This is a genomic window from Arcobacter iocasae, assembly GCF_042214795.1.
Lineage (GTDB): Bacteria > Campylobacterota > Campylobacteria > Campylobacterales > Arcobacteraceae > Arcobacter > Arcobacter iocasae.
Map to the genome: position 1 here is coordinate 1166800 of NZ_CP090177.1, position 15968 is coordinate 1182767.

Genomic DNA, 15968 nt, shown 5'->3' on the forward strand with positions numbered 1-15968 from the left:
AAAACTAAAAACTTGACATTGAAAGAGTACAAATGCACTATATAAAACAACAGCACATAAAAGATTTAATTTATATACTAATCTTTTCAATTTTAATGTTACTACTTCTATTAAAAGTTAATGCTTTTGATTTGTTGATAAAATACACAAGAGCACATGAAGAATACCAATTAGATGAAGTTATTTTACTTGTACTTATTTCATCATTTAGTTTTATTTGGTTTTCTCTAAGAAGGCTAAAAGAACTTAAAATATTAAAAGATAAACTTTCTGTTCAAAACAATAAACTCGAAGAAAAAATAAAAAAAGAGTTAAAAACATCCCTAGAAAAAGAAAAGATTTTATTCAAACAAGCAAGAATGGCTCTTATGGGTGAGATGATTAATCACATTAGCCACCAATGGAAACAACCCTTAAGCGTTATTAGAATGTCAAATACTCTACTTGAAATTAGTAGAGATAAGTTATACCATGTAAATGAAAACGATTTAGATGAAGCTATAAAAAATATTGATAATTCTGTTCAAAACTTATCAGACACAATTGATGATTTTAGAGATTTTTTTCAAATAAATAAACAAATAACACAGTTCAGTCTTACAAAGGTATTTAATAAAGTACTCAAATTAATTGAAAATCACTATAAGAACTCTCACATAATAATACACAAAAATATAGAACATGAAAATGCCTATGGATTTGAAAGTGATATATTACAAGTATTACTTAACATATTAAGAAATGCAAAAGACGAACTTGAAAGAAAAGATTTAAAACTAAAGAGACATTTGTTTATAAATGTATACAGAGAAAATGAACAAATCATAATCAAAATTAAAGACAATGGTGGAGGAATAAAAGAAGAAAATTTAAATAAACTATTTGAAGCTTATTTCATTAGTGAAGAAAATAGTGAAAACCTAGGTACAGGTCTATATATGTGCAAACAAATAATTACTAATATGAAAGGACAATTAAGCGTAATAAATAGTGAATATGAGTTTGAAAATGAACATTACAAAGGTGCTGAATTTATCATTTCTATTCCTATAAATAATTAACTTGAAACTCATTCTAAAACGCTTATAAGCTAAGCACATTATTTGGAGATTTAATAATTTTTTACTATAATGCGATTAAATAAAGGATTTAAATGCTCGTTCACATATGTTGTTCCGTTGATAGTCACTATTTTTTAGAAAGACTACAACAAGATTTCCCCGATGAAAAATTAGTTGGTTTTTTTTATGACCCTAATATTCATCCTTACAATGAATACTTACTAAGACTAAAAGATGTTGAATACTCTTGCCATAAATTAAATATAGAATTAATAGAAGGTCCATATAACCTTGAAGAGTGGTTAAGAAAAGTAAAAGGACTAGAAAATGAACCTGAAAAAGGGGATAGATGTACAGTTTGTTATGATGATAGATTAGAAACTAGTGTAAAAAAAGCTGTTGAATTAGGTCATAATAAATTTACTACAACTCTACTTATCTCACCAAAAAAATCACAAGAAAAATTAGAAATAATTGGAGCCGATTTAGAAAAAAAATATGGTTTACAATGGATTTTCAAAGATTATAGAAGTGGTAGAGGAATGGAAGAGCAAGCAAAAGTTGTAAAAGAGAACTCCTTTTATAGACAAAATTACTGTGGTTGTTTATTTGGATTAGCTCCCCAAAGAGAACAACAAGATAAACTTATGGATGAGATGTTTTTACCTATTTCAAACCAAATTTTACCCCAATCAATAGAGTATCGACTGGAGTTATATAATAATAGAACAAATTTAGATGAGACAAATATTCCATATAAAATAGTAAAACAAAAATTTCTAAACTATAGACTTTTAAATGCAAAAGTTAAAGTAGATAAAGAAGTTATTCCTTCATACTTTTTATGTTACTCAACAATAAATAAAGGAAGAACAAACGGAAAAATAGCATTTGAGAAAGCAGAAATACACTACTTAAATAAAGATGAAGTAAAAATCATCACAATTGATACTTTTAATGACTTTACTCAATCTCATTATAAAGATGTAAAAGACTTGATGTATCATCCTTTAACTTTTGAAGCTGAATTGAAAATTAGAGATAAAATCACTCAAAATCCTTATGGATTATCTGCAATTATAGTTGTTGATGAAATAAGTGAAGGAAAATATGAGATTACTATTGATGCAAAAACTTATGAAGATGTAAAAGAGGTAATTATATAAATGAAACTTCTTGTAAGTGCGATGGAAACTTCTTCTAATATACATTTAAAAGAACTTAAAAAACATCTAAATGAAGAGATTGAACTTATTGGAATCTTTGATAAAAAACTTGGAAATCCAAACTATGATATTGAACAACTTGCTATCATGGGTTTTATTGATGCAATAAAAAGATTACCTTTCTTTTTTAAACTAAAAGATGAAATGGTAGAACTAGCAAAAGATGTTGACAAAGTTTTACTTATGGATTCATCAGGTTTTAATTTACCACTAGCAAAAGCTATTAAAAAGAAATATCCAAATAAAGAGATTATTTATTATATTCTTCCCCAAGCTTGGGCATGGAAAAAAGGAAGAATTCCGAAGATTGAAACATACTGCGATAAGCTTTGTTCAATCTTACCTTTTGAGAAAGATTATTACTCAAAAAAAGAGAAAATCACTTATGTTGGGCATCCTTTACTTGACGAGATAAAAGATTATAAAACTACAGCTTCAACTTCTAACAAAATAGCTTTTATGCCAGGAAGCAGAAAAAATGAGATTATAAATCTTATGCCAATATTTAAAGAGCTTATAAAAAGTATTCCAAATAAAGAATACATTTTAATTATTCCTTCTAAGTTTGATGAAGAGTATATTAAAACTATTTATGGAGATATTTCAGCATTTACTGTTTCTAATAATGCCCATGAAAGTCTAAAACAAAGCGATTATGCTTTTATTTGTAGTGGGACAGCTACTTTAGAAGCTGCACTTATTGGAACACCTTTTACTCTTAGTTATATTGCTAAAAAATTAGATTACTTTATAGGTTCGCGTCTTGTAAAACTTCCAGCTGTAGGATTAGCAAATATCTTTTTTTCAAAGATGGGTAAAGAGCTAATTCATAGTGAGTTTTTACAAGAAAATGTAACGGTTGAAAACCTTTTAAATGATTATAAAAAAATGAATACAAACAAATTTATGGAAAATTCAAAAGTACTAAGAGAATATCTTAAATTTGGAAGTTCTAAGAATGTCGCTCACATAATTCAAAACTAATTTAAATTTTGATAGAATATATGCCTTAAATAAAAAGATATAGGAAAATTATATGCTAGACGTTACACAGATTCAAGAGATACTTCCACATAGATACCCTTTTTTACTTGTAGATAGAATTACAAGCATGGAAGAAGGTAAAAGTATCATTGGTTTTAAAAATATCTCTATTAGTGAACCTGCTTTTATGGGACATTTCCCTGGACATCCAATTTATCCAGGTGTATTAATTCTTGAAGGAATGGCGCAAGCTGGTGGAATCTTAGCTTTAAAAAGCAATGATTTGTCATATGAAGAGATGAAAAGTAAAGTTATTTATTTCATGAGTATTGATGGGGCAAAATTTAGAACACCAGTAAAACCTGGTGATAAATTAGAATACAGAATTGAAGTAAAAAAATTAAGAGGCACTTTAATAGTACTTGATGGTAAAGCTTTTGTAGATGATAAATTAGTTGCCGAGGCTGAATTAAAAGCCATGGTAGTGGATAAATAACAAATATATGAATAATATCCATAAAACAGCTATAATAGAAAATGGCGCAATTATCGGTGATAATGTTACTATTGGCCCTTATACTATCATAGGCTCTAATGTAAAAATTGGAAATGGAAATATAATCGGTTCGAACAGTGTAATTGAGGGTAAAACTACAATTGGTGATAATAATAAGATTTACTCACATGCAGCTCTTGGAACTGATCCTCAAGATTTAAAATTTGATGGTGAAGAAGTTGAACTAATTATTGGAAACAATAATAAAATTAGAGAATTCACACTTTTTAACCCAGGTACTAAAGGTGGAGGTTCAATTACAAGAATCGGTGATGATAACCTTTTTATGGGTTATGTTCATGTTGCCCATGATGTAATCATTGGTAATCATTGTGTATTTGCAAATGTTGCAACACTTGCAGGACATGTTGAAATTGATGATTATGTAGTTGTTGGTGGATTAACACCAATTCACCAATTTTGTAAAATTGGAAGCCATGCTATGATTGGTGGAGGTTCTGTCTTAACTCAAGATATACCACCTTTTTGTTTAGCAGAAGGAAATAGAGCAAATCTTAGAGGTCTAAATTTAAATGGGCTTAGAAGAAGACTAGGAAGAGAAGATATTAATGCCGTTAAAAAAGCATATAAAGATATTTTTGAATCGGGGCAACCAATCCAAGAGGTTGCAAATGAATTAATAAAAACTCAAGATAATAAATATGTGTTAGAATTTGCAAATTTTATTATAAATACAAAAAGAGGAATTCCCTTTATTAGAAAGCAGGAGAGATAGAATATATGAGCAAATTAAAATGTGATTTTTGTGGAGTACAAGATAGTGCTCAAAATCCGGTAATATCAGGGGACAATGCTTGTATTTGTAAATCTTGTGTAAACGCTGCCCATGATATTATTAGTGGGAAAGAACCAGCTGAAGATGAACAAGCATTAAATCCTGATGTTAAAGCAGTAAGTGAAATAAAACTTCATACACCAAGTGAATTAAAAGCTTTACTTGATGATTATGTAGTTGGACAACACAGAGCAAAAAAAGTTCTTTCAGTTGCAGTATATAACCACTATAAGAGAATTTTTAGAAGAGATGAAATTGGTGAAGATACAGAAATTAATAAATCAAATGTTTTACTTATAGGACCAACAGGTTCTGGTAAGACACTACTTGCACAAACAATTGCAAGATATTTAGATGTTCCTTTAGCAATAGCTGATGCTACAAGTTTAACAGAAGCTGGTTATGTTGGTGATGATGTTGAGAATGTTATTACTAGACTTTTACAAGCAGCTAATGGTGATATTAAAAAAGCAGAAACTGGAATTATTTTTATAGATGAAATTGATAAAATAGCTAGAATGAGTGAAAATAGATCAATCACTAGAGATGTATCTGGGGAAGGTGTTCAACAAGCTATGCTTAAAATCATAGAAGGAAGTGTTGTAAATGTTCCACCAAAAGGTGGAAGAAAACATCCAGGCCAAGATATGACTCAAGTAGATACTACAAATATCTTATTTATTTGTGGTGGTGCTTTTGATGGTTTAGAAGAGATTATTAAAAGAAAAAAAGGTAATAATGTTTTAGGTTTTAACCAAACTAAAAGTAGTAAAAAAGATGAATCAGGACTTATCTCTTTTGTTGAAGCAGATGATTTAGTAAAATATGGTTTAATTCCTGAGTTAATCGGAAGATTACATATGATTGCTACATTAAATGAAATAACAGAAGAAGATATGGTTCATATTTTAACTGAACCAAAAAATGCTTTAATAAAACAGTATATTAAACTTTTTGAGATGGACAAAGTAAATTTAGAATTTGACAAAGATGCTTTACTTGCTATTGCTAAAAAAGCAATTGAGCGAAAAACAGGGGCAAGAGGTCTTAGATCAATTTTAGAAGATATTATGCTTGATATTATGTTTGATTTACCAAACTACAAAGAGAAAACTATTACTATTACAAAAGATGTAGTAAGTGATAAAAAAGACCCAAAAATCGCTTAATTTAAAAAGGAGAAAGAGTAAATGTTTTTAGACAAATTAATTGGATTCTTTTCTAATGATATGGCTATCGACCTTGGTACTGCTAATACTATCGTTTCTGTAAAAGGAAAAGGTATTATTATCAATGAACCATCAGTTGTAGCTGTTCAACATGATAAGTATGGAAAAGATAAAATATTAGCAGTAGGTGTTGAAGCTAAACAGATGATAGGGAAAACACCTTTGAATATTCAAGCTGTTAGACCTATGAGAGATGGAGTTATAGCAGACTTTGAAATGACAGAGAGAATGATTAGATATTTTATCGAAAGAGCTCACTCAAGAAAATCTTTCATAAGACCTAGAATCATTATTTGTATTCCTTATGGAATTACTCAAGTTGAAAGAAAAGCTGTAAGAGAATCAGCACTAAGCGCAGGGGCAAGAGAAGTATTTCTAGTGGAAGAACCAATGGCAGCTGCAATTGGAGCTGGAATTCCAGTTTCTGATCCTTCTGGTTATGTAGTTGTTGATATTGGTGGGGGTACAACTGAGATTGGTGTTACTTCACTTGGGGGACTAGTTCTATCTAAATCAATTAAAACAGCTGGTGACAGATGTGATAAAGCGATTATGGATTATGTTAGACAAAACTATAACTTATACATTGGTGAGAGAACTGCTGAAACTATCAAAATAGAAATAGGAACAGCTGTTAAACTTGACCAAGAGTTAAAAATAAGAGTAAAAGGTAGAGATAACTCTGGTCTTTTATCTACTATTGAATTAGGTTCTGAGGGTGTTAGAACTGCAATCAAAGAGCCTCTTAGAGAAATCGTTGCAGCTGTAAGAAGTGTATTAGAAGATATGCCACCTGATTTAGCAGGTGATGTTGTTGATAATGGTGTTACACTAACAGGTGGTGGAGCACTTATTCGTGGTTTAGATACATATTTAGCTGACATTATTAAACTACCAGTTAGAGTTGCTGATGAGCCACTTTTAGCTGTTGCTTACGGTACAAGTAAAGTATTAGATGAGGAAGCTTTATTAAGATTAATTTCTAATGAATAAACTACTCTTCGTTCTCCTTTTTATAATCATGGTTGGTCTATACATTTTTAATGTAGACCAATCATTATCTTCAAAATTTATTTTTATCAATAAGATAAAAGATTACTACACAGAAAAACTTGTAATTGTTGAAGAGACCTTAACAAAATATTTTTTTCAAGCCCAAACCATAGAAGATCTTACCTTAGAAAATCAAGATTTAAAAAAATTTAGACTACTTTATACAGAAAAGAATTTAGAACTTACTCACATAAAAGATAGTCATATGGACTTAAAAAATTACAAAGCTGATTTAAGACTTGCGCAAGTATTATCATATGTTGAATTTGATGACTTTACAAAAGTTTGGCTAGATGCAAAAAAAACAGACTCTCAAATAGAGGGATTGATTTCTGAAAATTATGCTGCTGGAATAGTTGTAAATAAAGATAATCAAGCATTAGCTTTATTAAATGGAAATGAAAAAAGTAATTATGCTGTTTATATAGGTGAAAATAAAGCTCCAGGAATCACCCATGGTAAAGCAAACTCAAATATCCTTTTAGCAAAATTTATTCCAATTTGGATAAATATAAAAATAGGAGATGAAGTAATAACTTCTGGTATGGATAATATCTTTTTTGAAGGCCTAAAAGTAGGTAAAGTAATAGCAATCAAAAAAATGGCAGATATGCAAGAAGCTCAAATAGAACCTTATATTAACGCTCTTAATCAAAATTTCTTCTATATATATTCTAAAAAGTCACTAAAAAAAACTAAATAATTTTATTAAGTACTCAATAAGTATCTTTATGATTAAATTTTGACATAAAGGATTTTTATGTCTAATACATTAATAAATAATTTATCAATTTTATATGTTGAAGATGATACAACAGTTAGAGAATCATTATCCTCTACTCTAAAACTTTTATCAAAAAAGATTTATACTGCTGATGATGGTCTTCAAGCATTAGAGATATTAAAAGATAATGAAATAGATTTAGTTATAACAGATATAAAAATGCCAAACCTTGATGGTCTTGAATTATCTAAAAAGATACAAGATTTAGACCTAAATATACCAATCTTAATCACAACAGCACATGATGAAATAGATTACTTACATAAAGCAATAGAGTTAAATATTGATGCATTTATAACAAAACCTTTAAATATAACTTCATTAATACAATCAATTACAAAATTAGCAAAAGTAATATCAACTAAAAAAGAATTAGAAAAGAAAAAACATCAACTTGAACAATTTAAAAAAGCAGTTAATTTTTCAAACTTGATTATCAATATTTCACAAGAAGGTGAGATATTAAATATCTCTACAGACAATCCATTAGAGTTTGATTTATTTAATCCAGATAAGATAAAAATAACAAATATAAAAGAGTGTTTAAATGATGAGCACTTCTTATCTATTATAAAAAGTGCCAATGACTTAGATATATTTCACAAAAACTTATCTTTGAAAATAGGTGAAGAACAATATACTGTAAATATAACTGCATTTGCAAATGAATATGAAGATGATATAAAAACAATAAATCTTATTCTTAAAGATTTAACAAAAACCTTAAAGAAAAAAGATGAAATAATTGAAAAACTCTATATAGATCAAGTGACAAATTTAAAAAATAAATTTGCTTTATATAAAAGAATAAATGAGCTTTCTTCTAGTAATTTAATGCTTTGTATAATTGATTTAGATGATTTTAGAAAACTCACAAAATTGTATGGATACAAAATGGGAGATAAAATACTAAATATCGTTTCCCAAAAAATATTAAGAGTAATAAGTATAGAGCAAACAGATAAACTTTCATTTGAATTATATAAACTAGAATCTGATAAATTTGTACTTTTAGTTTTACCAAAAAATAGTTTAATAGAAAAAGATATAAATGATATTACAAGTAATTTAATAAATAAGTTAGAAGAGGATTCATTTGAGATAGATGAAAATGTATCTTTAGATATATCTTTTACCTTAGGACTTGCCTATAATGAAGAAGATGATATTTTAACAGAAGCTTTAATTGCAAAAGATGTAGCAAGAGAATTAAAAAAAGATTTCCTTCTTTACAATAAAATTAAAGGAATAAAAGATATCTTCGCTACAAATTTACAGTTACAAAAGAAAATAAAAAAAGCTTTCGATGAAGATGGAATTATTCCATATTTTCAACCAATAGTTGACAAAAATGAAAATATAATAAAATATGAAGCACTAGCTAGAATAATTGACACAGAAGAAAATAAGATATTAACTCCTTTTTCCTTTTTAGAGCAAATAAAAAGCTCAAAGAATTACTCTAAATTTACAAAAACAATTATAGAAAAATCTTTGAAATGTACAAATATTTTACAAAAAGAGATATCTATAAATCTATCTTTTGAAGATATCTCAAACCCTGAAATCATACTTTTCTTAGAAGAAAAATTACAAAAATATAGTTCTGCTATAACTATAGAATTATTAGAAAGTGAAGGCTTAAAAGATATAGAAAAGACTATTAGTTTTTGCAACTTAATGAAGAGTTATGGCGCAAAAATTGCTATTGATGATTTTGGTGCAGGATACTCAAATTTTGAGTATTTCTTTACCCTACCAATAGATAAAATAAAAATAGATGGTGCCTTAATAAAAAGAGTAAATGAATATAAAGGCTATGTTTTAGTAGAGTCTATAGTTAATTTCTGTAAAAAACTAGATATCAAAGTTGTTGCTGAATTTGTAGAAGATGAGAAAACATTTGAAACTCTCAAAAGCCTTGGTATTGATTGGTTTCAAGGATACTATTTTAGTAAACCAAAGCCCATAGAGGACTTTAAATAGTGGAACAACTAAAAAAAGAGAATTATCTTAAAAAATTTAGTTTACTATTTATATTAACAGCTGTCTCTTTTACTATTTTAATACTATCTTTCGCACTATATGAAATAGCAAAATATCGAGATATTATTTATAAAGAAAAAGCACAACATGAATATTCTCAAAAAAAAGAGCAAATAAACAAATACTATCAAAACTATAAACAACTTATAAACTCTATAAAAACAAATCCTTTATTTACAAACTATATAAAAAATCCTTCCAAAGAGAATCTAAGAAATTCTACATCTCTTTTTGAAAGTTTTGTTTCCTATGATAAACACATAACTCAATTAAGATATATTGATATAAATGGAGAAGAAAAGATAAGAATTGATAGACCAAATACAAATGGCGATTATAAAATCATAGAAAATCTTAATTTGCAAAATAAAGAACATAGAAATTATTTTGAGAAAAGTATCAAACTATCAAAAAATGAAGTCTATATTTCAAGAATCGATTTAAATATAGAAAACAAAAAAATAGAGATTCCTTATAAACCCGTTTTAAGATTTTCTGTACCCATTTTTGAAGAAAATAAAAAAACTGGTATCCTCATAATAAATATTTTTGCTGAAGAATTGTTAGATAGTATAAAAGAATCAAAAGATTTTGATATCACTATTTACGACCAAGATAAAGAAGTTTTAGTGTCTAATAATAACTTACAAAATGAATGGACAAGATATTTAAAAAAAGAAAGAATTAAAAATACAAATTCTATTATTTTTGAAGAATTCTTAATAAAAAGTTCTGATTATGAAAACCTATTTATCTCTTTCTCTTCAAAAAATTGGCTCAATAGATTTTTAACTTTTTTTGATTATAAAGTGTTTTTATTATTTGCCCTAATTATATTCATAGCCTTTGTTTCAGCCTATTATTTAGCTAAAATCCCAAAAAAACTTTTTGATAGGATTACTTCTCAGCAAGAAATTCTAATCCAACAATCAAAAACATCTGCAATGGGAGAAATGATAGCAATACTTGCTCATCAATGGAGACAACCTTTAAATCAAATCTCTGTTTTAATACAAGAAATAGAGTTCAAAAAGAAATTAAATCTTTTAAGTGATGAAGAGTTTGAAACTATTTCAAACAAAATAAAAAATAGTCTGTCTTATATGTCCCATACAATAAATGACTTTAGAGATTTTTTAAAACCCTCAAAAGAAAAAAATCAATTTAATATTTTAGATACGATAAAAAATACCCTTAAATTAATCGATGCAAAGTTTTTAAATGACTATGTAACATGTGAAATTATAAATAATTCTAAAAACTCAATTAAGGAGTATGATTTAATCTCATATGAAAATGAATTTAAACATGTAATAATTAATATCTTAAATAATTCAATAGATGCTTTAAAAATAAACACTGAAGAAAATAATAAAAAAATTACAATAGAATTATTCAATAAAAAAAATATCATCATAATAAAAATTTCTGATAATGGAGGAGGAATAGAAGATTCAATAAAAGATAAAATCTTCGAACCTTATAAATCAACAAAAGAAGCACAACAAGGAACGGGACTAGGACTTTATATGTCTAAATTAATTATTGAAAATAACTTTCATGGTAAAATATCTGCCCAAAATCTAGACAATAAAGCAGTCTTTACAATCACACTAAATAAGGACTTAGTATGATGCCATCATTTTATCAACTTGTCCCCAAGTCAAATCATCATTTTTTTTATCTTTTTTAAACATATTATAAATATATCTTGCAAACATATCTGTTTCTAAATTTACTTTAGAACCTATTTTGTAAGTTTTAAACAGAGTATTTTCAACAGTGTGCGGAATAATTGTAAGTCTAAAAGAGTCTTTCATAACTTCATTTACAGTCAAGGAAACTCCATCAATACTAACACTTCCCTTTGGAATAATATATTTAGAAAAAGAAGATGGTAGCGAAATTATAAAATCAGTGGAATTTCCATTTTTATTGATAGCTTTAACTATCCCTAGGCAATCCACATGACCTTGTACAATATGTCCTTCAAATCTATCACCCATCATCATAGCAGGCTCCATATGAACCTTACCTTTGTAATTTTCCATTGCCAATATTTTTTGTGACTCAGGAGAAAGTTCCACAGAAAAAGTTCCACTTGCAACTCTCACAACTGTTAAACATGCTCCATTTATTGAGATAGAGTCTCCAATCTTTGGTTCATATTTTGCTTTTAGTGTAAGTACATTTGATTTGAAACTTAGCACCTCAGCCATCTCTCTTATTAGTCCTGTGAACATGTTTTTCCTTTAAAATTGCTGTAAATCTTGAAATATTTGGTATAATACCGAAAACTTATTGAGAAGCTAATTTTAAACTATTCTAATTTTTTAACCTAACTTTCAAACACTTTTCAATATAAACAAAAAAAGATAAAGATACATTAGACAATTGTATACTTATGGAGATAAAATGAAATATGATGTAATCGTAGTCGGTGGAGGACATGCTGGAATTGAAGCCTCATTGGCAAGTGCAAGAATGGGTAAAAAAACTCTTCTTGTAACTATGCTAGTTGAACAAATCGGAGCAGCAAGTTGTAACCCCGCTATTGGTGGATTGGCAAAAGGACATTTAGTAAGAGAATTAGATGCCCTTGGTGGAGAGATGGGACTTTGTACAGATAGTGCAGGTATTCAATTTAGAATATTAAACGCTTCTAAAGGTGCAGCAGTCCAAGGAAGTCGTGCACAAATTGATATGGATAGATATAGAACATACATGAGAAAAGTATGTCACAATACAGAAAATCTAGAAATCTATCAAGATGAAGTAAGTTCACTTTTAACAAAAGATGAAAACGGTCTTGAAGTTTGTGGTGTAAAAACAAAACTTGGTGAAGAGTTCGAATCAAAAAAAGTGATTCTTACAACTGGAACATTTATGAAAGGTCTTATTCACATAGGAACTTCAACTTATGATGCGGGAAGAGCGTGGGAATTACCCTCTTCTACTTTATCAACACAGTTAAAAGAGTTTGGACTAAATGTTGGAAGACTAAAAACAGGAACACCTGCAAGAATTGATGCAAAATCAATAGACTTTTCAAAAATGGAAGAGCATGGAGGAGATGAAAAACCAACTCCTTTCTCATTTAGAACAGATAAGTCAACTTTTAACCCAAAACAACACCCGTGTTATATCACATACACAAACTTGGGAACCCATGGAAAAATATCTAGTAACTTCCACAGAGCACCTCTATTTACTGGACAAATCAAAGGAAGTGGACCTAGATACTGTCCAAGTATTGAAGATAAGGTAAATAGATTTTCTGAGCGAGATAGACATCAACTATTTTTAGAACCTCAAACAGCAATGGCAACAGAATATTATATCAATGGATTAAGTACTTCTATGCCAATTGATGTTCAAAAAGAGATGATACACTCAATAGCTGGTTTAGAAAATGCCAAAATTGTGAGATATGGATATGCCATAGAGTATGATTATGTTGACCCAACAGAACTAAAACATACCCTTGAAACTAAAAAAGTAAAAAACCTATATCATGCTGGGCAAATTAATGCTACTACAGGATATGAAGAAGCAGCTTCTCAAGGACTAATGGCTGGTATCAATGCTTCACTTGCAATTGATAATAAAGAGCCTTTAATCCTAAGAAGAGATGAAGCATACATTGGTGTTTTGATTGACGATTTAGTTACAAAAGGAACAGCTGAACCATATAGAATGTTTACAAGTCGAGCAGAATATAGACTACTTCTAAGAGAAGAAGGAGCAGATATAAGACTTAGTGAGTACGGTCATAAAATTGGACTTATAAGTGATGAAACAATCCAAAAAGTACAATACAAAGAAAAATGTATAAAAGAAGCAATTGATTTTATGAAAAAGGAATGGTTTACTTCAAAAAAAGAGAATCTAGAACTTCTAGAAAAACTTGGACAAGATAAAATCAAAGATAGAGTTTTATTACTTGATATAGTTGGAAGAAATGGTGTTACAACAGAAAACTTTGATGAACTTTGCCCTCAATTTAAAGAGTTAGACAACTATATAAAAGAGCAAATAATAATCGAAGCGAAATATTATAGATATGTTGAAAAACAACAAAAACAAATAGAAAAAATGAAAAAAATGATTCAATTAAAAATACCAGAAAATTTTGATTATAAAGAAATCCCTGGACTTTCAAATGAAGCAATCGAAAAGCTAGAAAAGTTTAGACCACCAACTCTTTTCAATGCAGGAGAAATTTCAGGAATAACACCAGCTGCAGTTGATGTTATTCATTTGTATATAAATTTACAAAATAAAACAGTAAAAAATGCAACTGCATAAAAAACAAAATTTATCATCTTATTTCTAAAGGCTAAGTTCAAATGAACTTAGCCTTTTTTATTGTAATTATTTTATTTCAAAAGCTATTTATAGGAATAGGCAAGAGAAATAGAGTATTTATATAGCCATTCCCTTCATAATTTTATATAATAATGTAATAATGAAAATATTTCTTAATTAAAGGATTATCATGACTGATTCAATTGATTCGTACAGATTTGAATTAATAGATTTTTTAAAATCAAAATACAGTTTCTCTGGTGCCATACAATCTTATATTCCATGTTTAGATTTTTATTTTTCCAACCAGCCATCAGAATTTACTAGTATCATGTATGAACCGTCATTATGTATTATTTTGCAAGGAAGTAAAGCAGTAGGTTTTGGGGATAACCTTTACAATTATAATTCAAAAGAGTATTTACTTTCATCAACATATGTACCTGCAAAAGTTCAAATCCTCGAAGCATCACAAGAAAAGCCGTATATATCTTTAAGAATAAGATTTAAAATAGAAGATATTTATGAAGTTCTTAAAAACACCAATCCAGAAAAATTATTGTTTACAAAAAAATCTGAAAAAGGACTTTTTTTTGATGAAATGAGCGAACGATTGTATAATCCAATAGCAAGATTAGTTAAACTATTAGATAAGCCTAAAGAAGACATTAACTATCTCTCTCCTTTTATTATTAAAGAGATTCTCTTTATTTTAATTAATGACAAAAGTGGATACTTTTTAAATAAATTTGCAATGGAAGGTACAATTTCTAACAAAATAGTTAAAGTAATCAATGAAATCAAAGACAATTTTAGTGATAAACTGTCTATTAAAGAATTAGCTGATTTAATCAATATAAGTGAGTCTTCTTTGTACCAAAACTTTAAAACTATTACATCGATGTCTCCCCTTCAGTTTCAAAAAAAACTTAGACTTGAAGAAGCAAAACAGTTACTATTAGGTAGAAACATTGAAATTGCAGAAGTTGCTTATATCGTTGGATATGAGAGTCCTTCTCAATTTAGTAGAGAATTTTCCAGAATGTTTGGTACATCTCCTAAAGCTTTTATACTCTCTACCAAAATAGAAAAAACTGCTTAATATTTTTCTCTCTTAAAATGTAGAGTAAACTTCTCTACATTTCATCTCTTATCATCTAAATTTTTATTTTTATAGTATTAGGCAACTAGCATGGATTAATGTTCTAGTTAAATTCTTTTAAATGAATTAAAATATATAAGAGAAAATTTGGAGAGAACAGATGAAAAAATATTTTTACTAGGTTTCGTTGTGATGTCTATATCACTTCAAGTTAAAGCAAATCAAGGAGAAAAAAATATGGACAATATATCAAAAATAGAATCAAGAGCATCAATAGCTGTAAGTAAATCAGATTATAAAAACTACTTTACAGGAGGAGAGGTAAGAATAGATATGCTTTATCCCCAAAGTGATGCAAAAACACATGGAGGTGCATATGTGATTTTTGAGTCAAAAGCTAGAACAAATTGGCACTCTCATCCAGCTGGGCAACATATTATAGTAAGTTCTGGAGTTGGGTACTATCAAGAATGGGGAAAACCTATTCAAGTTATAAAAGCAGGAGATGTTGTTTGGATTCCAATAGGTGTAAAACACTGGCATGGAGCATCTAAAGATATAGCTATGACACATCTAGTAGTAACTGGTGCAAATCAAGATGGAAAAAATGTTGATTGGTTAGAAGCTGTTAGCGATAAACAATACACTATTAACTAAGGACAAGAAATGAGGCAATTAGTCAAATTATTTTTATTTCTACCACTTTTTATTTTTGCAAATGAGAGTATGGGAAGTGATAAAATACTAAAGTTGGGAGAAATGAAGCAAAAACTGCAAACGATATTTTACAAGAAGTTTTGAAAACCAGAAAATAATTATTTTA

Annotated in this window: 14 protein-coding genes; 13 read left to right on the plus strand and 1 reads right to left on the minus strand. The window is 28.3% G+C overall.

Annotated features, from left to right (window positions below; genetic code table 11):
- The first annotated feature begins 32 nt into the window (after positions 1–32).
- From LXN10_RS05905 to LXN10_RS05950, 10 genes are all read left to right on the plus strand, one after another.
- Positions 33–1061 carry a sensor histidine kinase gene (locus LXN10_RS05905; RefSeq protein ID WP_375724952.1) on the plus strand — a complete coding sequence of 343 codons (1029 nt, stop codon included), beginning with the start codon at positions 33–35 and terminating at the stop codon, positions 1059–1061.
- A gap of 92 nt (positions 1062–1153) precedes the next feature.
- Positions 1154–2227: an epoxyqueuosine reductase QueH gene (locus tag LXN10_RS05910; protein WP_375724953.1), complete on the plus strand. Its 1074-nt coding sequence runs from the start codon at positions 1154–1156 to the stop codon at positions 2225–2227.
- Positions 2228–3271 (plus strand): lipid-A-disaccharide synthase, encoded by a 1044-nt coding sequence (lpxB, locus tag LXN10_RS05915; RefSeq protein ID WP_375724954.1) that lies wholly within the window; start codon positions 2228–2230, stop codon positions 3269–3271.
- A gap of 52 nt (positions 3272–3323) precedes the next feature.
- Positions 3324–3767, plus strand: coding sequence for a 3-hydroxyacyl-ACP dehydratase FabZ (gene fabZ, locus LXN10_RS05920; RefSeq protein WP_129100814.1), 444 nt, complete (start codon positions 3324–3326; stop codon positions 3765–3767).
- A 7-nt stretch (positions 3768–3774) separates the two neighbouring features.
- On the plus strand, positions 3775–4563 hold the full coding sequence (lpxA, locus tag LXN10_RS05925; RefSeq protein WP_375724955.1) for an acyl-ACP--UDP-N-acetylglucosamine O-acyltransferase: 789 nt from the start codon (positions 3775–3777) through the stop codon (positions 4561–4563).
- Positions 4564–4568: 5 nt separating this feature from the next.
- Positions 4569–5792: an ATP-dependent Clp protease ATP-binding subunit ClpX gene (gene clpX, locus LXN10_RS05930; protein ID WP_375724956.1), complete on the plus strand. Its 1224-nt coding sequence runs from the start codon at positions 4569–4571 to the stop codon at positions 5790–5792.
- Between the two features lie 21 nt (positions 5793–5813).
- Positions 5814–6845 (plus strand): rod shape-determining protein, encoded by a 1032-nt coding sequence (locus LXN10_RS05935; protein WP_013136801.1) that lies wholly within the window; start codon positions 5814–5816, stop codon positions 6843–6845.
- Complete coding sequence (gene mreC / locus LXN10_RS05940; protein ID WP_375724957.1) at positions 6838–7608, plus strand: rod shape-determining protein MreC; 771 nt, start codon at positions 6838–6840, stop codon at positions 7606–7608. The genes LXN10_RS05935 and mreC overlap by 8 nt, the downstream gene beginning before the upstream one ends.
- Positions 7609–7665: 57 nt before the next feature.
- The gene (locus tag LXN10_RS05945) at positions 7666–9675 is read left to right on the plus strand and encodes an EAL domain-containing protein (RefSeq protein WP_375724958.1); all 2010 of its coding nucleotides are present in this window, start codon (positions 7666–7668) and stop codon (positions 9673–9675) included.
- Positions 9675–11369: a sensor histidine kinase gene (locus LXN10_RS05950; RefSeq protein ID WP_375724959.1), complete on the plus strand. Its 1695-nt coding sequence runs from the start codon at positions 9675–9677 to the stop codon at positions 11367–11369. Before LXN10_RS05945 ends, LXN10_RS05950 begins: the two co-directional genes overlap by 1 nt.
- On the opposite strand, the gene LXN10_RS05955 is transcribed toward LXN10_RS05950, so the two are convergent.
- The gene (locus tag LXN10_RS05955) at positions 11361–11978 is read right to left on the minus strand and encodes a riboflavin synthase (protein WP_375724960.1); all 618 of its coding nucleotides are present in this window, start codon (positions 11976–11978) and stop codon (positions 11361–11363) included. The genes LXN10_RS05950 and LXN10_RS05955 overlap by 9 nt on opposite strands.
- A 172-nt stretch (positions 11979–12150) precedes the next feature.
- Between LXN10_RS05955 and mnmG the strand changes: the two genes are divergently transcribed.
- The 3 genes from mnmG (at position 12151) to LXN10_RS05970 (ending at position 15802) form a co-directional block, all read left to right on the plus strand.
- On the plus strand, positions 12151–14043 hold the full coding sequence (mnmG, locus tag LXN10_RS05960; RefSeq protein WP_375724961.1) for a tRNA uridine-5-carboxymethylaminomethyl(34) synthesis enzyme MnmG: 1893 nt from the start codon (positions 12151–12153) through the stop codon (positions 14041–14043).
- Positions 14044–14233: 190 nt separating this feature from the next.
- The gene (locus LXN10_RS05965) at positions 14234–15145 is read left to right on the plus strand and encodes an AraC family transcriptional regulator (protein ID WP_375724962.1); all 912 of its coding nucleotides are present in this window, start codon (positions 14234–14236) and stop codon (positions 15143–15145) included.
- A 147-nt stretch (positions 15146–15292) separates the two neighbouring features.
- Positions 15293–15802, plus strand: a complete 510-nt coding sequence (locus LXN10_RS05970) for a (R)-mandelonitrile lyase (RefSeq protein ID WP_375724963.1) — start codon at positions 15293–15295, stop codon at positions 15800–15802.
- The last annotated feature ends 166 nt before the right edge of the window (positions 15803–15968 follow it).

What these genes read in the sequence shown, in the direction of transcription:
- LXN10_RS05935 (WP_013136801.1), top strand. Translation starts at nt 5,814, where the DNA reads ATGTTTTTAGACAAATTAATTGGATTCTTTTCTAATGATATGGCTATC.
- LXN10_RS05905 (WP_375724952.1), top strand. Translation starts at nt 33, where the DNA reads ATGCACTATATAAAACAACAGCACATAAAAGATTTAATTTATATACTA.
- lpxB (WP_375724954.1), top strand. Translation starts at nt 2,228, where the DNA reads ATGAAACTTCTTGTAAGTGCGATGGAAACTTCTTCTAATATACATTTA.
- LXN10_RS05955 (WP_375724960.1), bottom strand. Translation starts at nt 11,978, where the DNA reads ATGTTCACAGGACTAATAAGAGAGATGGCTGAGGTGCTAAGTTTCAAA.
- clpX (WP_375724956.1), top strand. Translation starts at nt 4,569, where the DNA reads ATGAGCAAATTAAAATGTGATTTTTGTGGAGTACAAGATAGTGCTCAA.
- LXN10_RS05965 (WP_375724962.1), top strand. Translation starts at nt 14,234, where the DNA reads ATGACTGATTCAATTGATTCGTACAGATTTGAATTAATAGATTTTTTA.
- mnmG (WP_375724961.1), top strand. Translation starts at nt 12,151, where the DNA reads ATGAAATATGATGTAATCGTAGTCGGTGGAGGACATGCTGGAATTGAA.
- LXN10_RS05910 (WP_375724953.1), top strand. Translation starts at nt 1,154, where the DNA reads ATGCTCGTTCACATATGTTGTTCCGTTGATAGTCACTATTTTTTAGAA.
- LXN10_RS05945 (WP_375724958.1), top strand. Translation starts at nt 7,666, where the DNA reads ATGTCTAATACATTAATAAATAATTTATCAATTTTATATGTTGAAGAT.
- fabZ (WP_129100814.1), top strand. Translation starts at nt 3,324, where the DNA reads ATGCTAGACGTTACACAGATTCAAGAGATACTTCCACATAGATACCCT.
- mreC (WP_375724957.1), top strand. Translation starts at nt 6,838, where the DNA reads ATGAATAAACTACTCTTCGTTCTCCTTTTTATAATCATGGTTGGTCTA.
- lpxA (WP_375724955.1), top strand. Translation starts at nt 3,775, where the DNA reads ATGAATAATATCCATAAAACAGCTATAATAGAAAATGGCGCAATTATC.